The following is a 25405-nucleotide window of genomic DNA, read 5'->3' on the forward strand; positions in this document are numbered from 1 at the left end:
TCTTCTCTCCTCCCAAAACCTGCTTTGAAAAGTTAACCTTTAACGCCGGATAATTGAATACCCTCAATGAAATACGATTCCGCATACAGAAATACCATCACCATTGGGGCCATATAGAGCATCGATGCAGCAAAAGCCATCCCCCGCTCACTTTGATTAATGGTGGATAAAAAGACGGATAGCGGCTGTTTGAACGGGTCATCCAAAAAAATAAGCGGCTGTTCCACCATATTCCAATAATCAACGAAGAGCAGGATCACAAGAGCCGCTAACCCTGGCTTGATCATTGGAATAATCATCGTAACAAAAATCCGTAAATGACCCGCTCCGTCCATTTTGGCAGCTTCAATATAAGCGTAGGGAATGTCCAGCATGAATTGTCTGAGCATAAATACACCAAAAGCTGCAAAGATGCCAGGAACAATGATGGCACTTATACTATTCAGCATCCCAAGCCGATCTACCATAATATAATTCGGCACCAGCGTGACCTGGAATGGCATGAGCATCGTCATGACATATACCAAAAACATGGAGTCTCGGCCGCGAAATTTTAGCTTGGAGAAAGCATAGGCAGCCAGAGCCGCGACAAGAGTCTGACCTGCAATAATCGGCACCACCATGAACACCGAATTCCAGAACATCATCAGATATTTTGGATTGTCGATAAATAGCTTCCCGTACTGTGCCAAGGACACCTTATCCGGAATCAGTTTCAGGTTCGCAAATATACTATCTCTACCGACTGCTGCTTCCGTCATTTGCCCAATCGAGCTATAGTTGATTCCAATTTCCTGCTCTGTCATCAGTGAATTTGTGAATATAATCACAATAGGTGATATTAAGATGAGGGCAATAATAATCAGACCGAATGTTAATACACCATTTTTCAATATGTACACTACTCGCACAGACTTCATTTCACCTCCTATTCCATGTACTGCCGATGCCGACGCTCCATCGCAAACAGCACCAGAACGATCAGTAGTATACTGACAAACATCAAGGTTGCCGCTGCCGTTAGTTTCTGAATGTCAAGTGATATGAACATGTTGTTCATATAGTGCTGCAGCATGTAAATACTGTCATGGGGATAATCGCCTGCAATCAGATATGTTTCCCGAAACACTTTAAATGAGTTGATAATCGACATAATCACAACAAAAAACATGGTCGAGGTGATGTAAACCAGTGTAACACTCCGGAATTGCCGTAAACGACCAGCACCTTCAATTCGTGCCGTTTCGTAGTAATCCTTTGGGATTTGCTGCAGTCCGGCAAGGAATAGAGTGACGTTATATCCTATGTTCTTCCATATATACACGATAATCACGACTGTGCGTGCCGACTCGGACTTCATCCAATCCACCCGATTGTATCCGAAACTGTGCAGCCAAGCGTTCAGGGAGCCGTTCCAATCAAAAAGGATCTGCCAAATCATGATGATCGAAGCGGTGGGCACAACAAGGGGCATAACATATGCTGTTCGAAGCCATTTTTGGATATAGACATTTTTGTGCAAAAGCATCGCGAGTCCCAATGACAGTATGATCATAAGTGGAACACTGATCGCGCTGAAATATAACGTGTTGGAAGCTGCTTTAAGGAAAGAAGCACTTCCGAGTAGCTCACGATAATTATTGAGACCCACAAAATGACCATCTACCGAATGGCTCATAAACGAATAATACACACCCATGGCGAACGGAATAAGGTAAAAGAGAGCAAATCCGATGCCGCTTGGCACAAGGAAGAACATGGCCGCCGATGCATCCTTACGGAGCCATTTTTTCATGGTTTTCTAGATTCATCCTTTCACTGTCAATTTGTTTTTCATTCGGGTTTCTGTTTCGCCTCCCTCTGGATTCAATTTTAGAAAAGATTGCTTAAGAAAATAGTGGTAAAGTATTAAGGATTTCTAAAGTTTCTTACTGATTGTGCAGTTTCTTAAACACCGATTCTACATCCGAGAGTGACTTTCAGTCACTTTCTATTGTCTTTGATCAGATCCATCTATTAAACCGACAAGGTTTCATCCCATTTCTTTACTTCTCTTCCCTACCGTCTCCATCCAAACACTGAAGAAATTCTTACTGAACTCTGTAAGACCCGTTTTTCATGAATCCAGGAAAGCTCGGGAATTCAGCTTGTTCATCTGTTTTTTGAGTTCCATTAGTTGAGAAATACAATGTCTATGTTCATCCAAAACCTGCTATCAAAAAAGCAGCCCCGTAAGGAGCTGCTTCATATTATACCTTTTCTTGTAATCTGATCTGTTTCCGCTAACCCGTCAGCTTACTCGGCATCCGGATAAGGATTGATCTTCTGGATCGTTCCGTCTTCGTTGTATTGTAGCTCGGAATATTTAACGCAACGCTTGTGGTTGACGCCCTCCGACATGGAGCTGTCGTGATAGAACAGATACCACTTGTCTTCAACTTGCACAATGGAGTGATGGGTTGTCCAGCCGATAACCGGAGAGAGAATCTCGCCCTTGAACGTGAATGGTCCCATCGGGTTCTTGCCAATCGCATATACGAGCTTATGCGTGCTTCCTGTAGAGTAGGACAGGTAGTAATAACCGTTATATTTATGCATCCATGGGCCTTCAAAATATCTTCGGTCCTCATCCCCGGCCAGAATCGGATTCCCGTCTTCATCGACAATCGATATCTCGGCAGGCTTGCCCTGGAAGGACAGCATGTCGTCACTAAGCAGTGCAACTTGCGGTCCAAGCGCAGGCTGGTCAGGAGCCGGTCCTTCCGCATCTGGCACGAAGCTGCCAGTCTGCCATTTCTCCAGCTGACCACCCCAGAGTCCGCCGAAATAGATGTATGACTGATTGTCGTCATCCACCAGCACGGCCGGATCGATACTGAAACTGCCTTCCATATAATTCGGCTGCGGTGTGAACGGTCCTGCCGGAGACTCTGATGTTGCCACACCCAGACGGAAGATACCGTCATGGTCCCGTGCTGGGAAGAACAGGTAATAGGTATTGTTCTTATAAGCTGCATCCGGTGCCCAGAGCTGCTTGGAGGCCCACGGAATATCTCTCAGATGCAGCGCTTCGCCGTGATCGATCACCGGGGAATCGAAGTTGTCCATCGAGAGGACATGATAGTCTTCCATTTTATACTGGTCGCCATTATCGTTGCTCGGCTCGTCATGATCGAGGTCATGGGAAGGATAGATGTAGATTTTGCCCTCGTAGACATGGGCGGACGGGTCCGCAGTGAAGATGTGGGTTACGAGCGGCTGGTGGGGTTTAGGTGGTTGTTGTTGATTCATAAGGCATCTCCTTTGGTATTGTAATAAGTGAATTCCTCATAATAAGTGGGGTTGGCGTTCTTTGTACCGTTGCCCGCCCCTTAATCTGAAATCAAAGCAAGCGTTTACAATCTCTAATGTAATTGTACAAGTCCCGCTTGTACTTTCCTATACGCATACTAAAGATCTTACCCCTAAAAAATGTACTATTCCTACCTATCCGATATGACCTTCAAATTCAGAATATAGGACAAGAACTCCAACGGCACGTACACATATCCATTTCTGGTACCACACCGAGCTTGCGTGGAGTTTTTTTTCAAGAAAATAGCTGTTCTTGTTCAAAAGGCGATACCAAGTACAATCCATCATTATTTTCCTAACCTAGATCACGTTGGTCTTATCTACCCACACTTATAATACCATATAATGGAACACCCTGCCTGTTAGCATAATGAAAAAGTTGTAAACTTCAATTAGGTATCCATCTAATTGGTAATTGGGAACATGTTCTTGTCCCTCGATAATTTCTAGACATACACATCATCATTTCATTTCCATCCTGGTCAACAAAAACCCGCTAATCTTTTCTGATTAGCGGGTTTTTAAACTTTAATCTTTTTATATACGACTGTTGTAGCAGCCTCTACCGTCCCATTTTATATGCAGTATCGATGGTTATTTGTCTACTCCATCCAATCGGTTACTGCCCCTTTGGAAGCGGAGGAAACTAATTTGGCGTATTTGGCAAGTACACCGGATTTTACTTTCAGTGGAGGTTGTACCCAGGCTTTCGCTCGAGCGGCTAACTCTTCTTCTGACACTTCAACCTTCATCTCTTGGATGTCACTATCAATCGTGATAATATCCCCATTTCTAAGCAAACCGATCGGTCCACCGACTTGTGCTTCAGGTGATACATGCCCGACTACAAATCCATGTGAACCACCCGAGAATCGACCATCTGTGATGAGGGCGACTTTCCCACCGAGTCCTTTTCCTACGATAAGTGCTGTAACAGAAAGCATCTCAGGCATACCAGGTCCCCCCTTCGGACCACAATAACGTATGACCACGACGTCTCCTTCTTTAATTTCATCATTCATAATCGCTACTGTCGCTTCATCCTCGCTGTCGTATACCTTTGTGGGACCGGAAAACTTCTGTATCTTCATGCCTGACATTTTGGCAACAGCGCCTTCAGGAGCCAGATTTCCTCGAAGTACAACCAGAGGCCCATTTGGCTTAAGCGGATTATTGAGTGGTCGTATAATCTCTTGATCACTTTCAAGTGGATCGGATTCCGCTAAATTCTCCGCTAACGTTTTACCTGTTACCGTGAGGCAATCTCCATGTAGTAATCCCTCAGCGAGCAACAGTTTCATTACTCCTGAAACGCCGCCGATATCATTCAAATCCTGCATCACATATTGACCACTTGGCTTCAGATCTGCCAAATGAGGAACACGCAAGCGAATACGCTCAAAATCATCCAGGGTTAGATCTACTTCAACCGAGTGCGCAATAGCTAGCAGATGGAGAAACGCATTGGTTGACCCACCTAGAGCCATAACAACCGTGATCGCATTCTCAAATGCTTTCTTCGTCATAATGTCTCTTGGGTAGATTTCCTGTTCAAGAAGTGAGATGACCTGTTTACCGGCTGCTTCACATTCCAAAGCTTTATCCGCTGAAATCGCTGATGTCGAAGAAGAACCGGGTAAACACATGCCCATTGCTTCTGCAGCTGCTGCCATCGTATTAGCGGTATACATGCCTCCGCAAGCGCCTGGACCTGGACATACGCTACATTCGACCTTATGCAACTGTTCATCTGTTATTTTTCCATCCTGATATTGACCCACAGCTTCAAAAGCCGAAACGATATCTACATTTTTACCATCGAGATTACCAGGTTGAATCGTTCCTCCATATACATAAACGGAAGGAATGTTCATCCGTCCAATAGCCATCAGACATGCAGGCGTATTCTTGTCACAACCGCCGATTGCAACAACGCCGTCAAAACGCTCGGCTCCGGTCACAATTTCGATCGAATCAGCTATAGCTTCCCGACTTGGCAGCGAGAACAACATCCCGCCATGCCCCATCGAAATCCCGTCCGAAACGGTAATCGTATTAAAAATTAGTGGAGCACCGCCATTATCGCGTGCACCCTGCTTGGCTTGCACTGCTAAATCATTGATGTGCATATTACATGGTGTTACTTCACTCCACGTACTCGCTATGCCGATCATTGGCTTTTTAAAATCCTCATCTTGAAAACCAACTGCACGCAGCATCGCTCTGTTCGGTACCCGGTTAGCACCTTCACTGATTACCTTGCTTCGAATACGAAGATCTTTTTTATTTCCCATGTTCTTTTACTCCTCATTTCAAAATATTTCATTCAGTTCCTGCATTGGTCGGATAAAATTTTGTTTCATTAGTTTATGGGCATCGTCGCTATTTTTTCCTTCAAAGGCTTTAATAATCAAATCATGCTCTTCGACTGAAGCTAGTGTAGCCGTAATAGGTTGTTTTAAAAACACATATTTAAATCGCCTAATGTGAATCTGGAGAGATGCATTAAATGTGGCCACATAAGGATTATCGGAGAGCTCCACAATATAATTATGAAATTGCTCATCCACCTCCATAGCTTGATAAACTTGTCCATTTTTAATAGAATTTGCAAAATCCAAATTGATGGATCTTAGTTTCTCGATCTGTTCTGGAACAATCATTTGGGCGGTGATTTCAGCAGCTAAAGCCTGAAGGGCGGCCATGGTTGAATACATCTTAAAAATATCGTTTTTCTCAATATTCGTTACTTTTGTTTCTTTTCCAGGATGCATAGATACGAGACCTTGAACTTCGAGTAACTGGAGTGCCTCTCGGATCGGTGTCCGGCTGACTCCAAGCGATTCAGCCATTTCTGCATCAATAAGCTTTTCACCGGGTTGCAGTGTTCCATCAATAATCCACCGCTGAATTTGAGAAAACGCTCTTTCTTTTGCTGACATACGGACGGGTAAGGCAAAATCTTTTGGAATTGGCATGGCTTTCATCCTCATTACAATTATTCTTATTATGCAATATATCGCATACACGCTTGAGAAGCAATTATTATTTCATTTTATTATTTACTGCATTAAGTTTATCCAGAAAACTAGCGGACTGATGAAAAAAGAAGCTGCAACAAAAGGTCGTGGTAACGCCAAACCTCTTGATGAAGCTTCTTTTGTATTTTGACTCGCTTTACACAGCGAATTCAACATAACATTAAGCTTTGCGAAGCATTTGTCTATCGCTTAGGTGTGAAAGCATATCCTTCGTCATGGCCTTCAAGTCGTAGCGGGCATGAAATCCCCATTCTGTCTTTGCTGCTGTTGCATCCATGGAATGCGGCCAGCTATCGGCAATGGCCTGTCTCTTCGGATCAACATCATAATCCAGGAGAAAGCCGGGGATCTCTTCCCGAATCGCGGTAGCGATCGCCTCTGGATCGACGCTCATTGCGGTGACATTAAATGAGTTTCGATGTATCAACCGGGATGAATCCGCTTCCATTAAATCAATGATAGCGTTCAGGGCATCCGGCATATACATCATGTCCATGTTAGAGTTTTTGGCGATATAAGATGTATACCGACCGGTCGTCACAGCTGCATAGTAAATTTCCACCGCGTAATCCGTCGTTCCTCCACCGGGAGGCGTCATATAAGATATCAATCCGGGGAATCGTAACCCCCTCGTATCCAGACCGTACTTATAAAAATAATAATCACAAAGCAGTTCGCCGGACACCTTGTTCACGCCGTACATCGTATTGGGCCTCTGGATCGTATCCTGCGGTGTATTGTCTCTCGGAGTCGAAGGGCCAAAAGATCCAATGGAGCTTGGAGTGAAAAATTGGCAACCGAGCTCCCTGGATATTTCAAGTGCATTCATCAGTCCGCCCATATTCAAGTTCCAGGCAAGCAGGGGCTTCTCCTCTGCCGTAGCCGACAGTAGCGCAGCCAAATGGATGACGGTATCTACTTCGTACCGCTTGGCGATTTCAAACATCGCCTTATCATTTGTCACATCCAGCAGTTCGAATGGCCCGGATCGGGTAATTTCGTGGGATGATGACCTGAGATCCGTAGCAACGACGTGATCCTCACCATAGTTTTCACGTAATTTAACAACTAACTCAGAACCGATCTGGCCCAGTGCTCCGGTCACCAATATCTTCTTCATAAGACATTCCTCCCGAAATAGACTCCCGTAGGTGCAACTAAATCAGCTTCATTTCTTTGCCAACTTTCTCATAAACGGAGATCACCTGATCCAGCATCTCCTTGGAATGGGCAGCTGTCGGCATGTTGCGTATTCTTCCGGTTCCTTTCGGAACCGTAGGGAACAGGATTGCCTTGGCGTAAACGCCTTCTTCATAAAGCCGTTTGCTAAACTGTTGGGTGGTTACTTCATCGCCAATGATACATGGTGTGATCGGCGTTTCGCTTTGGCCTACATCATATCCAAGCCGGCTCAAGCCATTTTTCAAATGATTGCCGTTCTCCCACAGCTTCTCGATTAGTTCTTTGTCATTCATCAAAATGTCGACAGAAGCACTACAAGAAGCAATTACAGCCGGAGGCAGCGATGTCGAGAACAAAAACGGACGGCTTCTCAGCTTCAACCATTCGATCAGTTGTTTTTTACCCGCGACATAACCGCCGACAACGCCGATTGCCTTGGAAAGAGTACCTATTTGAAAGTCGATGCGGTCGGACAATCCAAAATGATTCACGGTTCCCGCACCTGCTCCGAGAACGCCCGAACCGTGGGCATCATCCACATAAGTGATCAGATTGAATTCTTCTGCTATTTTCACGATTTCCGGCAGCTTTGCTATATCACCATCCATGGAGAAAACCCCGTCGGTGATGACCATGATTTTATGATACCGACCGGATTCCTTGGCCTCTTTCGCTTGCTGTCGTAAATCATTCATATCCGAATGCTTAAAGCGAATCACCTTGGCCCTCGACAGGCGGCAACCATCAATAATTGATGCGTGATTCAGCTCATCTGATAAAATTGCATCATGCTGGTCCATGACCGCGGATATAGCAGCCATATTGCAGTTAAATCCCGATTGATAGACGATAACGGCTTCCGTTTTTTTGAAGCGGGCCAGTTTTTCTTCTAGCTCGATATGAAGATCCATCGTACCATTAATGGTTCTCACAGCTCCTGCGCCTGCCCCGTATGCCTGCGATGCTTTAATTGAAGCATCAATCAGGCGGTGATCTGTTGCCAGTCCTAAATAGTTATTAGAAGACATATTGATTAAGGTCTTTCCATCGATACGAATAACAGGTCCATTTGCACCCTGCAACGTATCGATGACATTATATAGACCGTTAGTCTTTAGATCTTCAATGTTCGAATTTAAAAATTGGTCCAATGCTTGACTTGACATTTCATTCCCTCCTTAATATACGCATGTCCTCGTACAGGAGACAAAATATTTTTGGGAAAAACCTTATTATAAAAGGATTTATTCTGATTTCAATGTAGCATCTTTTCCACTCATTGTACACATGTGGAGGACGGAAAATGAAAATATCCGCAAATATACATAGCGATTGCTTCACCCGTTTCCGGAAGCAATCGCTACTAATGATCCAGTGAGGTACAGAATAAATTTGTTTATTCTTCATTACATTAACTTTAATATTTACGAATGATTCATCTGTTTTTTGTTATAGTACGTCTCCATCACTTGATAAATAGATTCACTTTTGAAGGGTTTACTAATGTATTCATCCATTCCTGCCTTCAAGCATTGATCCCTATCCCCTGTTAGAGCATTTGCAGTCACTGCAACGATATAAGGACAGTCATCAGAAGATAAATTCTCTTTGATGGCTTGAGTCACTTCAAATCCATTTAATTCTGGCATCTGCACATCCATAAATACAATATCGTATGCATTTCTCTTGACAGCCTCTAAAGCTTCTTTTCCGTCCACGACATGATCTACGAAGTGTCCCTTTTTTTCAATCATTTTACTGAGGACAAGTTGATTCATTTCATTATCCTCTGCAATCAGAATATGGAGAGAGGTATCTCTGTTCTTTTTTGGGGAGAGCTCTAAGCGTTGGCTGACGTCCTCATTGTTTATTTTAAAACAGGCTGTGAATATAAACGTTGTACCAGGATCATCTGAATCTTCAATCCATATATCTCCATGCATGAGTTCTATCAATTTTTTGCTGATCGCCAGTCCCAATCCCGTTCCTTGCGTTTTGCGGGTCATAAAGTTATCCAACTGGTAGAATGGCTCAAATAATTGTTGTCTTTTCTCTACTGCAATCCCCACTCCCGTATCTTTGACTTTAAACTCGAGATACACGTTCTCCTCACATTGCTCTTTAACCCGTACTTCAATTTCAACGCTACCTTCGAGCGTAAACTTCACAGCATTACCGATGAGATTAGTAAGTACTTGTTTTAAACGAGACGCATCACCATAAAGCGGAATTGGAAGCGTCTCATCTAAACAAATATGAATGTCTAACTTCTTTTCACGGATCAAAGGTTTTACGATTTGCACCGTTTCTGTCACGATTTCCTGAAGATCAAAAGGATCAACCGCTAAATCGGTTTTCCCTGACTCGATCTTAGAAAAATCAAGGATATCATTGATAATAGTAAGCAAGGAGTCCCCGCTTTTTTGGATGATCTGAATATATTCTGTTTGCTCCTGGGTCAGTCCCGGGGTATCAAGAAGAAGATCTGTCATTCCGATCACACCATTCATAGGTGTGCGTATTTCATGGCTCATCATGGCCAGAAAATCGCTTTTCGCCTGATTCATCCTTTCAGCTGTTTCTTTGGCAATGAGAAGCTTTTTCTGTTCGGTAATATCCTTGGCTATTAAATAGTAGCCGACATTGACATTATTAATAATAATTGGAGCGAGCGTTACCAACACTTCCGTTTCACGGCCATCCTTGTGCAAAACAGTGTTCATTTTCTTCTCAGCCAAACTATAGTGACTCCGCAAAATGAGGCCTAGATTACTAGCTCCAATAAATCTTCCTATACTTTTTCCAATCATTTCGTTTACTGCGTAACCTGTCATCTTTACGGCTGCAGGATTAGCGTTAATAATGTTTCCACTCATGTCAAATGAAATAATAGCATCATGATTATACTTTTTGAGCGAGGTGTAACGTTCAATGGTTTCTTGAAGCCTGAATTCGATCTGTTTCTGTTCGGTAATATCCTGAAGTACACCTTTTAACTCTATGGGCTGTTGATGTTTGTCATAAATAATTAACCCACGTAATTGAATATACTTTACTCTAGCTTCGGAGCGAGCGTATTTAAATTCAAAAACAAATGGATCTCTTTGTTCTGCATCTCTTATTTTTTCTCGTAAAGATGCAACATCAGCAGTGCTCATTACCTTATAGATATCTTTTGCGCAATAATATTGGTTTGTGCGGTCAAGTTCAAAGATTTCCAGTACCTGTTCAGAAATGGTGATGTGATCATGAACTATAGCCCACTCCCAGCTTCCAATCTTCGCCAAGCGTTCGGCATTTGCGCTAATGCCTTCCCTGTGGGAAAGTTTCCGTTCAAATCGGATACGATCAGTGATATCTATAATAAAGCAAATAAAGTAATGGAGTTCATTCGTTACATCGTCGCTGACTGGAGTTACATGAAATGAACACCATAATTCTTCGCCATTCTTTTTAATACAGCGCCTTTCATATATATCATCTTTTACTTTGTTATCAAAAAGTCCAGCTTCTTCAATATTATATTTCGAGGAATCCTCCGAATGCGTTAAATCCTGGCAACGGAGCTCCATTAGTTCTTCCCAAGTGAAACCGGTCATATGGCAAAAAGCAGGATTCACTTTCAGCCAATTTCCCGTCGGAGCTATGAGAGCAACTCCAATCGGTATTTGGTTATATATTTGCTCAAAGAATTCATGATGATTAACCTTCTGAACCTGCATTGAAAGCTCTCCCCTTCTTCATTTTATGATTTAGAATCATTTTCCCAAAAACATTATTCTTTGTAAATCAAATTAAAACGAGATAAAACGTTTTTAAAATAGTAGCCTTTATCATATATCCGATTTGACTTCCAGTAACGGACAAGATGAAACTGAATTTAGCATTGGACTACATTCTACTCCTCAAGTTTACGATAAAATACTATAGGTTCATATATAAATATGCTTTATTTACTTCCGAGGGGGAACATAACGTGAAACACACGCGCAACAAAAGAATGGATTTAAGATTAAAACTATATTCGATCATCCTTGTCCCACTACTGGCTATGGGCGGCCTGATTCTGTGGGCAACGAACTACTCCAGTGAAAATTCATCCTTGATGACAATGCAACATAACAACCAGAAGCTTGCAGTGAACATCGCTTCTGAGATGGGTAAGGAATCAGCGTTAATCAACTCGTTATACGCTTCAGGTTCGGAGGAAAGCTCCGAATACAAAACACTTAGAGAACAGCTTGTTAAGGCTCGCCTTCAATCGGGGGCCCTTTATGTTTATATGTATAATAAAACACCGAATGGATGGGTCTACACCGTGGATGGCGCGGATTGGGAAGATGCGGAATACAGTCCTTACGGAACTACGTTTGAGCTGAACTCTCAAACTCTAGAACGTTTGGCAAGCGGTGAAGTTGTAACTACTGGGCTTGTCGAAGATCCTGTCTGGGGACTGCTTATGTCCTCTTTCACACCAATTAAAGATTCGCAAGGAAATATTATTGGTTATTTGGGTATGGACCAGTCTGCAGCAGAAGTTGAAGGCGTTTCTGCAATAACGTTGAATAATACGTATGGTAAAGTTATCCCGATTTTTGCAGTGGTTTTAATTTTATCGTTCATCATTATGCTGCTTGTCGTAAGGGGGATTCTTCGTCAAGTATCTGACATTAAGTCTAGCCTAGGACAGGTCTCTTCCGGGAATCTCCAAGTTGTATCCACTCGGATGACAAACGATCAACTCGGGGACATCAGTAACCTAATTAATACTATGGTTGTGCAATTAACGAACATTATGAAGGGAATACAACAAGGTTCGGCTACACTGCAGCAGTCTTCGAAAAATATTGCCGAAACGTCTCTTACAAATCAGCGTCAGTCTGAAGAGCTTTCCAGAGCAATCGAGGAAATCGCCATAGGCTCCATGAAACAAGCTGAAGAGACAGAACGCTCTGTCCAGCATTCTGAAAATTTAGGCAGTATTATGAATGAAGTAGGTTCTTATGTGGAACAGTTCACCCGTACTTCTGATCAGTTATCTGCATTGCAAATACAAGTTACACGCCAACATGAAGTTCTGCTGGAAAAGGGCCGTGAGAACGCCAAGCTTGTCGAGGATCAACAAAATATTTCCAAGTCGCTGACGACACGCTCGGAACTTGCTTCTTCCATCAGTGGACAGATTCACAACATATTAAAACAAACTCAAATTTTATCTTTAAATGCTTCGATCGAAGCAGCCCGTGTGGGTGAAGCAGGTAAAGGTTTTGGAGTTGTTGCTAATGAGATGGGACATCTCGCTCAGGAATCCGAACGTTCGATCCAGGAGATTGATGAAATTCTAAGTTCATTTGTTCAAGAAATTCACCATATGGGAACACATCTGGATTCAAATATACTGGCTGCGAAGGAGCAGGAAGAACAGATCGCTGAATGTCTTCAAAGTTTCAAACAAGTGAGCCACTTATCCTCTGAAGTGCATGAGCTTGCTCAACGTTTGGAAAATCGGACAATCCATATGCAATCCATTCGCCAAGAGGTGGAGCAGCATTTGAGTTACATTGCTTCCGCAACCGAAGAAACATCAGCCATGTCCGAAGAAGTTTCCGCCAGTGCTGTAGAGCAGCAACGTTCGGCCAATGAACTATCAGACATTTCCGGAGAGCTAACCCTCCTTGCTGACAACCTCAAATCGTATTCAGATCAATTTCAAATCGAAATCCACGATTTGGATAAATAATAAGTAAAGACCGATGCTTGATTCAATAAGTGTCGGGCTTTTTTTTATGTTTTTGACTCTTTTTTTTCTCCATAGTTTATGTTACGGTTCTCTGTAACTAAATTTCAACTGACAGGTGTTTCAATACTGGACGGTTTGTTTTATTTAATCAACAGCTGGCTTTCCGAAATATTACAAGGTAGATTAGTACATACTAAGGAAAAGTTGGATGAAGATTACATAACGGAGGTTTACTTCATGGTATTTATAATCACAATTATCATCGTTGCACTGTTTGCCATATGGGGTGCTGTCGCTCCAGATCAACTGGCGGATGTAGCTAACGTTGCCTACAACTTCTCTATTCAGAATTTTGGGTGGTTTTATTTGTTAGCAACACTGTTCTTCCTGATCTTCGCTTTTTATCTGGCGTTTAGCCGATTTGGTGGTATAAGGCTGGGAGATGACGATGATGAACCGGAATATTCTACGATCTCTTGGCTGTCCATGCTGTTTAGCGCTGGTATGGGCATTGGACTGGTTTTCTGGGGAGTGGCTGAGCCTTTGTCGCACTATTTATCTGCGCCAGAAGGAGCAGAGGCCGGGACAAGCCAGGCAGCAAGACTTTCAATGCGTTATTCCTTTTTCCACTGGGGATTGCATCCGTGGGCGATCTATACCGTCATTGGTTTAGCCCTTGCTTACTTCCAATTCCGGAAAGGATACAAAGGATTGATTAGTTCCACCTTTATCCCTTTAATCGGTGAGCGGCTTGCAGCGGGTTGGCTTGGGAAGGCCATTGATATTCTGGCGGTCATCTCTACCATTTTCGGGGTTGCGACCTCACTTGGTTTGGGTGCACTGCAGATTGGTGGCGGGCTGAATCATTTATTCGGTATCCCTAACTCGACAATAGTCCAAGTTATCATTATCACAGTTGTGACCGTACTATTTTTAATCTCGGCAACTTCCGGTTTGGATAGAGGAATTAAAATTCTAAGTAACACCAACCTTGTTATCGCTGTGTTATTAATGCTTTTTGTATTGGTGACTGGACCGACTACTTTTATATTTGACACGTTTACAACAACTTTGGGTAGTTACATGCAGAATATTATTAATATGAGTTTGAGATTGACGCCATTCTCAAAAGAAACCTGGATTGGAGCATGGACATTATTTTACTGGGCATGGTGGATCGCGTGGGCTCCCTTTGTCGGTACTTTTATCGCTAGGGTGTCCAGAGGAAGAACCATTAAGGAATTTGTAATCTACGTCTTGCTTATCCCGAGCCTTTTCGGGTTTATCTGGTTCTCCGTCTTTGGCGGTACAGGAATTTATATGGAATTGTTCAATGGCGCCCATCTGGCGGAGGCTGTCCAGGCAGACACGACAACTGCCCTATTCCTTATGCTGGAGCAGTTGCCTTTGGGCACGATCGTAGCATCCATCGCCACACTTCTGATCATGATCTTCTTTATTACGTCGGCTGATTCTGCTACCTTTGTGCTGGGCATGCTGACTTCAGATGGCAATTTGAACCCGAGTGCACGAGTGAAACTGACTTGGGGAATTATGCAGTCTGCCATCGCTGTTGTACTATTGATCAGTGGAGGCTTGAATGGCCTCCAGACAGCCTCCATTGTGGCCGCTTTGCCGTTCGCTGTTGTCCTTATTGGTATGTGCGTCTCCCTACTGAGGGCTTTGCAGGCTGAAGACAAAGAGCGACGAAAGAAGGAAAAACAACAGCGTAAGAAGCTGAAACAACTGCTGGAGGAACAAGAACATTCGCAAAAAGAAATTATCGGAGGATAATGTATATTGAATCTCTATAGAAAAGGTACCTGCTTTTTTTTAAAGGCGGGTGCTTTTTTTGTAAACGGTATGACGGCGACCCGCTGCGATGGTAGAGTTGCGAAGCCGTACCGTATCAAACCATGCTTTTTCACCTGAATTGTAGTCCATATCATTCCTCCTTCATTAGAAATCCAAATGCTGTTTTCTTTTTCATTCATTTTTTAAATCATCTTTCCTCAATGATTTTCAAGCAGATTATTTGCATTAACGAAAAAACCTCAGATGATTACTATCCTGAGGTTAATCCATTAACTATTTTTTGAAAATTCCTATCCTGTTGCAGTCTTTGATTCTGGGTGAATGTCGCGTCAGTTGTTTTCAATACCTTTGATAACTTCAACCTTCTTATCCCCTGCTGTTTTCGCTACTTCTAATGCCGTTTTACCTTGGATTGAAACAATTATACCAGTAGCTAGCATAGAAACGATTAAAGTTGCAGTCAGGACTTTAGAAATTTTCTTCTTGACCATAACGATACCTCCCATATTTTTTATGAAATTGTTCTGTTAGCCTAAATGAGTTATGAATCAGACTTCACTGAAGAATAACAATATTTCACTTTATTGTTGGGTAATGCATCCAGTGATTGTATTATAACCTACTGATAATATTTGTAAAAGGTTTTTGCTGATGTTCGAATATAGCCATATTCCACTTAGTCCACGCTTAAGCCCTACTGAAAACAATTGAAGTCTCCTGATTTTCTTGCAGTGTTAAGTGCACATATTTCTGGTTGCCATTCATGTGCACTTGTGTCTCCACGCCATCAACCAGAACGGTTGTCCATGGCAACCCCGAACTCAGGCGAATGGTGTTATCTGGTTTAAATGAAGAAAGCACTACATGTGTCATACCCGTGGATTGAATCCATGATAAATGGTCTACTTTCACTTGCGTTCTTGCCATTAGTCCGTCGATGCTGCCGGATACCCAGTCTGAAGCAAGCGCTGGTAAGACTTCAATCTCTCCCGTGTTGGAAAAGAGCAATGCTTCCTGTACCGCACCCACGACACCGAAAGCAGTATCCGTACAATAACAGTGATTTCTGCGATTCGTATCGTGATCGGTCATTAAAGAATCATAATAACCACCTTCGATCATCATTGGCAGGAGTGATTGAAGGACACCATCCGCATTTTTCAAGCGTGCATGTACGAGTGCTTTATGCATCCAGCCATGTCCTGCTGTAGCGTCTGTAGTGTTAAACTTGTCTCTGTTTGCCAGAGCTATGGCAGAAGCCGCCGCGAGTTCAGTGTCACTATGGGTTTCATAAGCAGGCCAGGCAGCATATAAATGACTCAAATGCCGATGATTGTTGTTTTCAATATATTCGGCCATCGCCCACTCGCACAGCGCACCATCTTTATCGTAACGATAAGCAGGTAACTGACCCATCAGCTTTTTCCACTTTTCTACGGCTTGCTCATATCCCGGGCGCTTCAAAGCCTCCTCTGCTTGAATAACCATATTTAATCCATCTCGGGCTGCAGAGATGTCCATCGTAGCGTTTGCAGTGAGGGTGCTGTTATAACCGATTGGATGATTTTCAGGAGAATACGTAGGAATAATCATATAATGCTCACCGGGAAGTAATGAGCTTTTGCCTGGTTCATAACATGAACGTCCTGTAACGTCTGTAAAATATTCTGGTGTGCAGATCTGTTCCCAGAAGTTTGCCTGCTTGGTGAGCAGGGGCAGCAAAATATCCTGAAGCAGATTCAGCGTACCTCGTTCCTTCAAACTTACCAATGCCTCATCGGATAAGCCGTTGTCATCGACAGATAACAGCGATTGCAGAAGGTCGATGTTTATCTCCTCTACAATGGGAATATCACGATTGCCGAAACATTGCCAGTATTCGAAAATAGGCAGTAAACACCAGCTCGCTCCGGCATTCCAATATTCAAAAGGATAGTCGTTATCATATTCAACATGCATGGCACGGTCTCCATCTGAGTTAACACTTACTTGAATCGCATCATTCATGCCGTAGGCCATACGGGCATTGGCTTCGAAATCCGGAGCATTTCTCAGGAAAAATGTAATATATCCAAGCTGAGCTTGTGTTAAATTTCCCGTATTCATCGCTGCAACTTGCAGATTCACATTGGCATCAAGTGTGTAAATCCCTCTCCATCCCGGATTCCATTCACCCGTCCACATCCCGTATAAGCGAGGGGCACTGCTTCCGCTGCAACAGATCATAGCGTATCGCCCCTGGCCATATACCTGTTCCATAAAGGCATGATTAATTCGGTTTGTGGATCCCTGCTGCAACTCAATAAGCTTCAGATTATTCGCTTCTTTATGCTCCTCATCACCATCCAGAGCAAAACGTACAGCATTGAATTCATGGGAATGCCATTCGGCATGTAACGATAGAGCCTGATCATAGTCAAATACACATTCTGCATGACAATACTTCTGCGCGACAGACTGGGTATGCTGTAACAACTCATTTACAAGGGAATAGTTTGAACCGTCAGCAAAAGTCTCCATGCTCCCCATGTCATGAGTTCGTCCCGAAGTTGTAATCAGGTATACAGCGTCCGCATCCTTAATCTGAATTGCAGGGTTCTGTTCAAGTCCTACATTCATCTCCTCGTCCGTATTTTCCAGCACAATCCGTTCCTTCGTACCATTAACAACAATAACTTGAGTGACCCCTGCATATCCTCCATGAGACAACTCACTGTCTGCATAAGACGGATAATGTGCCACTTGAGCAAGATAATGAGCGTCGGAATCCACCAGTTTCTTGTATCGAAGCGCGCGTACCTCTGACTCCCCGTTATGTGCTCCGCTCATATATGAAATATCATCAAGCTGTAACACCATATTGATCTTTCGGCCAAAATCGGAATGCTCCAGCTTGGTGATGGACACGTCATCTATTCTGGATGTAAATGAAGTGCGCACCCACAGCCCGTCGTTATTACGATATCTTACGCCTGTCTCAGCAGTCTCATAGTTCGTCCACCGTTCATAGTCCGAAACTTGCCCTCTGTTCAGCATGTTCAGACGCAGCTGATGACCTGGATGATAACTGTAATAGAACGTCCTCACGCGGGTCTGACCATTGTCATGCTTGATTTTCCACTGATCATTCTGTTCAAATACATTTTGTCTGGCTTCCTGTAATTGACCAGTAAGTTCTTCCGGAATCTCTCTAGGGTCTGCCGAAGGAAAGTTAAACCACATATGTTGAAAAATAAAGCTGTCCGAATACGGTGAACCTGACGTAACATAGCCATTTCTTCCATTACCGCTTACCATGCCGTCTCTCCAGGCCTGCCCCGGATTTACAGTAGGTAATTCGGTATAATGCAAAGCGTGATTGCCTTTGTGATATAGATGTGATGTCTTTTTTCCCAACTTCTTCTCCCCCGTTTCCTAATCATTCATGGATAGATATAATTATAGAGGTGAGAGATAAAATAGGTTATCTCAAGAACTGACCAAGTTTCGTTCAGGATGTCGCATTATGACAGAGGAGAATAAATCATGAATCTACCCCCCATTGATATTGAGGACATGGATATCAAGTTAAATTTAGATCATCTTGTCCTTAACGTACTTTATGTAAAATTCGGTTATTTTCATCAAACGATGCCCAAACACAGCCACAGTCATGGAAGCTATGAGCTACATTATATTCCCAGTGGAAAGGGTCTTCTTATTGCTGACGGTCAGCATTATTCGTTGACACCTGGCACGTTGTTTGTGACTGGTCCTGAGGTCGAGCATGAGCAAATTCCAGATGAGACCGATCCCATGGCCGAGTACTGTGTGTTCTTCGAGGTTGTGTTTGGGCCACTCCAGCTTCAACCGAACCATCGTGATCTTTCAAGGGAAGGGCTTCTATCCGAGTGGCTACTGAATACTCCTTTTTGGATCGGACCCGATCAGGAAAATATGATGTCTTTATTTGAGATGCTTGCTCGGGAGGTGTCTCTTAAACATATTGGTTATCATCAAATGGCAACAAACATACTTGAGCTGATTGTGACCCGATCCATCAGACACTATCACCAAGGTCCTAATGTGTTAAATGCACCGGTTAAAACACTAAACGACAGCAGACTTGTGATCATTGAGAACACTTTCTTGTATAATTATCAATCTATAACGTTGAAACAGCTTGCAGACAAAATTGGATTAAGTACAAGGCAGACAGAAAGGACAGTACAGAAGCAATACGGAATGTCGTTTCAGGATAAAAAATGGCAAGCGCGCATGGGGGCTGCAGCGCAGCTTCTACTGACGACCGATTTAACAATTCGAGATGTAGCTAATGCTGCTGGTTTCTCCACACCCGAACGATTTAGTCATTCGTTTAAAAAATATTACAACCAGTCTCCCTCCAAATATCGCAGTGAGCATCGTGTAAACGACTTGAAATAAAACCTCTCAAGATCTTGCTTAATCGTGAAGGCCATAAGTAACCGGGACAAGCTCTTGTCCCTTGACGGATATGCTGCAGTTACCATAATTGCGGTCTAACTCTTCCGGTAAGCAACCTTATGAAAAGCATTGATATAACGAAATAGTGCTTTACCATCATCGGGCACATGCGCGCTTCCATCGAGTGGCAGCATCATTGCCTGATACGGCTCAGGCACCATTCTATAATGATGAACATAGGAGGTCAGAACGAACCCGTTCCGTTGCCAGAACTGAATGCGTTCCAGATGAGCCTCCGTTGTCCCGGACTCCGCCTCGATAATCATACCTTTGATCCCATGTTCCCTTATTGCCCAAGCTCTAAGCTGTTTCAGCATCCATGTCCCTATACCCGACCCACGCAACTTCTGTTCAACCGCCAAATAGTCGATGATCAGGAGGCGTTCTTCACCCTTTCCCCCGAGTCCAGTAACAGCCATTGCAACCACTTCCCCATGATGCACGCCCGTGTGTAAATAACCAATCCCCCGATCCAGCATACTGCGCAGAATCACTTTTGTCTTGGCGCCGCTTGGAAAAGCCTCATGATAGATCGGTTCCATCCTCGTCCATAATGCTTCATCCCACGTCTTTATCGTAGTAAACTCTAACTCCAGCACTTTATTCGCCTCCAGATGGTTATCACAATTCCTGTCTCATGTTGTCGATCAACAGCGAGTTCTATTAATTATACTATACAGGTTTTTACTTGCTTATAATGTTCATAAACAACATTCAGAGTTTGTTCCTCCCGCAGCTTATCCTAAGCGCCGCGGTTCTTCTACTTTATTTATTGATCGTGATCCAATCCATAGCATACTTAATGAAGCAACTATGAATAACACAATAATGGCTACAATAACAGCGAAAAAGGACTGATCAAATGCAAATCGTGCGGCCTGTTTCAATGTTTCCGAGGCTGATGCAGGAAGCCCTTCTGCTACGATTAAAGCTTCATCCAAACTATCTTTCACCTTTACTGAAACATTCAATCCTGTTGAAATTTTCATGGTTAACGTGTACACAAGACCTGATAGGCTTCCGATTATAGCTATTCCTGTAGCTCCACCAACTTCATATCCCACACTTTCCATCGATGCAGCCATACCTGCTTTTTCATACGGAGCACTGCTCATTATAGAATGAGATGCTACCGTCATCCCGCCACCTAAGCCTGCACCGAAAAGTGCTAATCCAAGAATCTGCCCAGCAATGCCTGAATCAAATTGTACAAGATAGATTCCCAACCCTGCTGCTGCAATGAATAGTACAGCACTCTTGATATAAATAACATTGAAGCGATTCAAGAGCATTCCGGTCACTGGGGCTGCAATGACAGATGCAAAAGGGATCGTTAATGTGTACACTCCAGCTATTAGTGGACTGAAACCCTCTACCAATTGAAGCCGTTGCGTCACAATATATTGGATTCCCGTCATACCAAATAAACCTACCAATGCCGTAATAAATCCTGTGGTAAACAGAGGTATCTTAAATAATGAAAGGTCAATAAGTGGATCAGAACTTCTGTTCTGACGACGTATAAAGATAACAAGTGCCACAATGCCGACAGCAGCTCCAATTATTGCAAAAGTTACCGAACCTTCGCGGCGAGTAAACTCCTTGATCGCATAAATTAGAGTCACCAAGGCAATCATAATTTGGATTGAACTGGTTAAGTCAAACTTTTTACTTCTATCACCTTCATGTTTTGGAACGAGCAATATGGTTAGTACAAATGCTAGTATTGCGATGGGTAAATTAATTAAGAATACAGATCCCCACGAGAAATACTCGAGAAGAAGTCCGCCTACAATAGGTCCAAGTCCTGCACCTCCTGAGGCAACAGCACCCCAAATGCCAATAGCCAAGCCTAACTCACGTGGATCTGTAAAAGTAACTCTGACGATTGCCATGGTAGCAGGCATCATAATCGATGCTCCAACAGCAAGAAGTACCCTTGCTGCTATCAAAACATAGGGGTTGGGAGCAAAAGCCGCAGTAAGTGAAGCTATTGAAAATATAATCAAACCTATTAAGAAAACCCGTTTATAACCAAGGCGGTCTCCTAATGTTCCCATTGCGGGAAGCAGACCCGCCATAACAAGTGAGTAACCATTTAAAATCCATAATTTTTGTGAAGCAGTCGCACCTAATTCATGTGTTAACGTTGGCATAGCCGTGTAAAGAATCGTCATATCCATGACGATGAGTAAGAGTGCACTGGATACAATGATTAAAATCATCCAGCGTTTGAATGTTGACATAAGTAATCTTCCTCCGTACGATTTATTTTAAACTTTTAACATATTGAACTATAATGTATAGGGTAACCCTATAGTCAACAAACAATCTCAGCGTAACTAATAAATAGCTATAGAGGCATGGAGGATAGATAAATGTCGAAAATATCAAACGAATATTTCACAACCAGCGAACTAGCTAAAACTTGCGGAGTGACTAAACACACCCTTTTTCATTACGATGATATTGGACTGTTAAAACCTGAATTTGTCAATGCTAAAGGCTACCGTTATTATTCCGTTCAACAATGTCTTGTACTTGATTTGATTATTGTGCTCAAAAAAGCCGGGAGTTCACTAGAGGAAATCAAGGTGTTTCTTCAGAAGCAAAATACGCCTCTATTAATAAATATGTTAAAAGAAAAACAGGTGGAGTTGGAAAGAGAACAACGTAGAATTACTCAAATGCAAAATATTCTGACAAGTGCCATCAAGATGACTGAGGAAGCAACAGTAGAATTACGAAACTCACCAAAGATTCTGGAATGCCTGGAGGAATATTTTATAACTACCCAACTGGATGTAGGTGATGGTGATAAGGAGTTTGCCAAAAAATTAACCGAACATCGAGACTATTGTGAAACAAACTATATCGATCATGAATTTCCGATTTGGACGATTATAAGTAAAGACCGATTTGAATCTCGGGACTATTATCCTGAATACATAGCTAACCAAATAAAGACCTCCATTCCTGAAGAAAAGATGTTGATCAAACCTGCAGGTTTATATGCAGTTATAGATCACAAAGGGTCCTACGATAGCATGCCACAAACGTATTCTGTCATTACAAAGTTCATTGCACGTAAAGGAATGAATATAAGCGGAGCTGTATATGCATTGGAACTGCACACCTATTGGACAGAAAAGAATCCAGACGACTATAAAATACGAATATTTGTGCAGGTATCCCGTTAATCTCTCCCTCATTTTAAAGCCGGATGAATAACAAAATCCCCCCTTCTTTTCAAAAGGGAGGATGCACTCTAGCGTTTAAATGAAGATCGTTTTACGAAGATCGATGAACCTATACTCTCCTTCATTTTACTCTAAAATGGTTTGGAGCATATTTGCTGACAAGGGGTATAGCACTGAACAAATAACCTACAGTCAATACAATTAGAGCAGCAGATAATACCCAAAGTGTAGGTCCTAAAAACATCCCTATAACAATGCCTAATGAGGTAAGACTGTTCGCAATTGTAAACAAAGGATTATTCGTTTCCAACTCCGTTGTGTAAGGCTGAAACACATAGTACAACAACAGATGATGTAATGAGAAGAAAACGGCCAGCGTAATAATCAAAATCCAGATCGCAAGGAGTGAACCTGAATTCCGTCCCTCCGTTAATATGAGTATGGGTACGCTCATTACAGCTGCGGACAACAAACCCAATTGTAGATTCATGCTTAGTAAACTTTTAAATCTTAGAAGGAAATGCATCTTCGAATGCTTGCGGTAAAATGCATAGCGCATAAGTGGCCTGTCGCAATGGAAGAATAGAACCTTGCAGATTTGACTACCTACTGTCAGGTTTAGCATAACCAGAATGAGTAAAGGGCTGAATCTTGCAATGTAATCCAGAGAGATGTGATCATTGAAGATGAATGCCAATAAAGAGAATACTAAACCAATGATCAAAATAGCTATTAAACGTCTTCGAAACGGTGCCCGAAGGAGATGAACATGCCTCGTAACGAATAGCTGGTGAATTTGCTTGTATCCCTTTGGGCTTGAGATACTCTGCTCGCTGACATAAGGTATAGAGGATGAAATCTCGCTCTGATCCTTGTCTTTGGACTGGATCATTCGTTGTTGAAGATCAGCCAACATGATTTCTGTGTTTAACAATGGATCAGCACAGTTTGTTACTGCGCGCACAGCGGCTGAATAATCCGTATGTTTTAACAGAACATACCCAGCGACAGCGCCTGACAACATTATCAATGTCATAATCCATCCTTGATCCAGTATCCGAGCCCCAAATAAAGGGATACCCCATGGGGTTAAGGGAAGGTAAGCAAGAGTCAGTGCGATGAACATCGTTAAACTCATAACCCATGTTTTCTGTACAAGGACTATGCCCATCCGTTGAAATACTGCCAAATGAAATAATTCGCATAGCACTCGCCATAAGGTAATGATCCCCACGACCAGCAAAGCATGAACGATTGAAAAGTTGAAATAAACGGAAACCAAAGAAAATGAAATCCCTTGATATAAGATGAAAGTTGTATAGCGGTGAAGCAGAACAGCTCGCATAAATCGGGTTGGAACGATTCGCATCAGCCTGGTCGCAGTGTATTTCATCTTGTTGGATTCCAACACTTTTGCACTAGTTATGCCTCCCATTAGGCCACTGATGCAAAAATACATATGAAGAAGAAGCGCCAATCGATCCGTAGAATGATCTTCCGTCCATAATAAGACGGGAAGTGCGAGCATGCCCCAGAAGTAGAGTAAACTTTCTAATAATCCCGCGCCAAACATGAGAATTACGGCTACTGCACCTAATATGCGTTTCGTCCGGAAAGCAGCATACGTTTGATCACGAATTAAAATGCCTACGACCGGTAACCTTTGCATGAAATATATTAAACGGTTGACTAACGTAATCACCTGCAGCTGCCACATGCGAGAAATCGTACTAAAGATTCTCTGCATCGGCATTCTCCTCCCCCATACCAAGTTCGTTTTCATTTCGCAATAACTTGATAATTTGTTCTTCAAAGTCGGGTTGAGTGAGAATTTCAGGTGAGATCGAAGTCAAACTCCCATGATTTAAAATCATTAACTCATCACACAGATCCGTTGCCAATTGCAAAATATGAGTGGAGAAAATGAGGATATGATCCTTTTTCATATCACGCAACAGCTGTTTCATCTCGCTGGCAACGACAACATCAAAGGAAGTAAGCGGTTCGTCCAGCAGGATCACTGTAGGTTTGATGAGTAAAAATAACAACATTTGAACTTTATTTTTCATTCCATGTGAATAGTGTTTAATGAGCTTGTGGCGGTCTTCATGTGACATGTGCATCATATCGAATAAACGATCCATATCCTTTCCTTGCTCTTCGATCACATCACTATTAACTTCAATAAAAAAACGTACAAACTCATATCCTGTAAGAAATTCCGGTAATATGGGCAGAGAATATACGTAACCTACATCATCCATCTCTAAATCACGTGATGTAGATTCACTCACCAGTTTCATCGTGCCGTTATCCGCTTGAATCTCTCCACCCAAACAATTAAATAATGTTGTTTTTCCGGCACCATTTCGTCCAAGAAGGCCATAAATCTTACCCTTTTCCAAATAAAAATTTATATCGGTTAAAACCTTATTCTCACCAAAACTCTTCCTTAAATCCTTTAATACTAATTTCATTAATTAGCTCCTCGCTTTCACAGCTTTTCTTTTTTTGTGAATCTAAGACTCCAATAATCAAACCATTCGTGCCATCTTTCTCGTACGTATACAAATTGATTAATTGTTTAG

18 protein-coding genes are annotated in these 25405 nt (G+C 42.6%); 4 read left to right on the forward strand and 14 right to left on the reverse strand.

Annotated features, from left to right (window positions below; translation table 11 throughout):
* Positions 1-32: 32 nt before the first annotated feature.
* The 8 genes from ACUTVW_RS07680 to ACUTVW_RS07715 all read right to left on the reverse strand — a co-directional run bounded on the left by ACUTVW_RS07680 (position 33) and on the right by ACUTVW_RS07715 (position 11299).
* Positions 33-920 (reverse strand): carbohydrate ABC transporter permease, encoded by an 888-nt coding sequence (locus ACUTVW_RS07680; protein ID WP_445645222.1) that lies wholly within the window; start codon positions 918-920, stop codon positions 33-35.
* 8 nt (positions 921-928) lie between these two features.
* Entirely contained in the window at positions 929-1795 is an 867-nt protein-coding gene (locus ACUTVW_RS07685; RefSeq protein WP_445645223.1) for a carbohydrate ABC transporter permease, read from the reverse strand.
* A gap of 500 nt (positions 1796-2295) precedes the next feature.
* The gene (locus tag ACUTVW_RS07690) at positions 2296-3291 is read right to left on the reverse strand and encodes a glycoside hydrolase family 43 protein (RefSeq protein ID WP_445645224.1); all 996 of its coding nucleotides are present in this window, start codon (positions 3289-3291) and stop codon (positions 2296-2298) included.
* A 665-nt stretch (positions 3292-3956) separates the two neighbouring features.
* Positions 3957-5648 carry a dihydroxy-acid dehydratase gene (ilvD, locus tag ACUTVW_RS07695; RefSeq protein WP_445645225.1) on the reverse strand — a complete coding sequence of 564 codons (1692 nt, stop codon included), beginning with the start codon at positions 5646-5648 and terminating at the stop codon, positions 3957-3959.
* 18 nt (positions 5649-5666) lie between these two features.
* On the reverse strand, positions 5667-6332 hold the full coding sequence (locus ACUTVW_RS07700; RefSeq protein ID WP_445645226.1) for a GntR family transcriptional regulator: 666 nt from the start codon (positions 6330-6332) through the stop codon (positions 5667-5669).
* Positions 6333-6555: 223 nt separating this feature from the next.
* The gene (locus tag ACUTVW_RS07705; protein ID WP_445645227.1) at positions 6556-7515 is read right to left on the reverse strand and encodes an L-threonine 3-dehydrogenase; all 960 of its coding nucleotides are present in this window, start codon (positions 7513-7515) and stop codon (positions 6556-6558) included.
* Positions 7516-7552: 37 nt separating this feature from the next.
* The gene (locus ACUTVW_RS07710; protein WP_445645228.1) at positions 7553-8743 is read right to left on the reverse strand and encodes a glycine C-acetyltransferase; all 1191 of its coding nucleotides are present in this window, start codon (positions 8741-8743) and stop codon (positions 7553-7555) included.
* Between the two features lie 258 nt (positions 8744-9001).
* A complete protein-coding gene (locus tag ACUTVW_RS07715) occupies positions 9002-11299 on the reverse strand; it encodes a PAS domain S-box protein (RefSeq protein WP_445645229.1) in 2298 nt (765 codons plus the stop codon).
* 254 nt (positions 11300-11553) lie between these two features.
* On the opposite strand from ACUTVW_RS07715, the gene ACUTVW_RS07720 reads away from it, so the two are divergent.
* Together ACUTVW_RS07720 and ACUTVW_RS07725 are read left to right on the forward strand one after the other, a co-directional pair.
* On the forward strand, positions 11554-13317 hold the full coding sequence (locus ACUTVW_RS07720) for a methyl-accepting chemotaxis protein (protein WP_445645230.1): 1764 nt from the start codon (positions 11554-11556) through the stop codon (positions 13315-13317).
* 237 nt (positions 13318-13554) lie between these two features.
* Positions 13555-15111 (forward strand): glycine betaine uptake BCCT transporter, encoded by a 1557-nt coding sequence (locus tag ACUTVW_RS07725; RefSeq protein ID WP_445645231.1) that lies wholly within the window; start codon positions 13555-13557, stop codon positions 15109-15111.
* A 350-nt stretch (positions 15112-15461) separates the two neighbouring features.
* Here ACUTVW_RS07725 and ACUTVW_RS07730 read toward each other — a convergent pair whose 3' ends face one another.
* Positions 15462-15623 carry a hypothetical protein gene (locus tag ACUTVW_RS07730; RefSeq protein WP_445645232.1) on the reverse strand — a complete coding sequence of 54 codons (162 nt, stop codon included), beginning with the start codon at positions 15621-15623 and terminating at the stop codon, positions 15462-15464.
* A gap of 196 nt (positions 15624-15819) precedes the next feature.
* Positions 15820-18528, reverse strand: coding sequence for a glycosyl hydrolase family 95 catalytic domain-containing protein (locus ACUTVW_RS07735; RefSeq protein WP_445645233.1), 2709 nt, complete (start codon positions 18526-18528; stop codon positions 15820-15822).
* Positions 18529-18657: 129 nt separating this feature from the next.
* Between ACUTVW_RS07735 and ACUTVW_RS07740 the strand changes: the two genes are divergently transcribed.
* Positions 18658-19557 (forward strand): AraC family transcriptional regulator, encoded by a 900-nt coding sequence (locus tag ACUTVW_RS07740; protein WP_445645234.1) that lies wholly within the window; start codon positions 18658-18660, stop codon positions 19555-19557.
* 95 nt (positions 19558-19652) lie between these two features.
* Here the strand turns inward: ACUTVW_RS07740 and ACUTVW_RS07745 are convergent, their stop codons facing one another.
* Both ACUTVW_RS07745 and ACUTVW_RS07750 read right to left on the reverse strand, forming a co-directional pair.
* The gene (locus ACUTVW_RS07745; RefSeq protein ID WP_445645235.1) at positions 19653-20216 is read right to left on the reverse strand and encodes a GNAT family N-acetyltransferase; all 564 of its coding nucleotides are present in this window, start codon (positions 20214-20216) and stop codon (positions 19653-19655) included.
* 138 nt (positions 20217-20354) lie between these two features.
* A complete protein-coding gene (locus tag ACUTVW_RS07750) occupies positions 20355-21863 on the reverse strand; it encodes an MFS transporter (protein WP_445645236.1) in 1509 nt (502 codons plus the stop codon).
* Positions 21864-21995: 132 nt separating this feature from the next.
* On the opposite strand from ACUTVW_RS07750, the gene ACUTVW_RS07755 reads away from it, so the two are divergent.
* Positions 21996-22817 carry a MerR family transcriptional regulator gene (locus ACUTVW_RS07755; protein WP_445645237.1) on the forward strand — a complete coding sequence of 274 codons (822 nt, stop codon included), beginning with the start codon at positions 21996-21998 and terminating at the stop codon, positions 22815-22817.
* A 121-nt stretch (positions 22818-22938) separates the two neighbouring features.
* On the opposite strand, the gene ACUTVW_RS07760 is transcribed toward ACUTVW_RS07755, so the two are convergent.
* Positions 22939-24564: a hypothetical protein gene (locus tag ACUTVW_RS07760; RefSeq protein WP_445645238.1), complete on the reverse strand. Its 1626-nt coding sequence runs from the start codon at positions 24562-24564 to the stop codon at positions 22939-22941.
* Positions 24548-25294 carry an ABC transporter ATP-binding protein gene (locus tag ACUTVW_RS07765; RefSeq protein ID WP_445645239.1) on the reverse strand — a complete coding sequence of 249 codons (747 nt, stop codon included), beginning with the start codon at positions 25292-25294 and terminating at the stop codon, positions 24548-24550. Before ACUTVW_RS07765 ends, ACUTVW_RS07760 begins: the two co-directional genes overlap by 17 nt.
* Positions 25295-25405 lie beyond the last annotated feature (111 nt).

Source organism: Paenibacillus sp. TSA_86.1 (assembly GCF_052691815.1).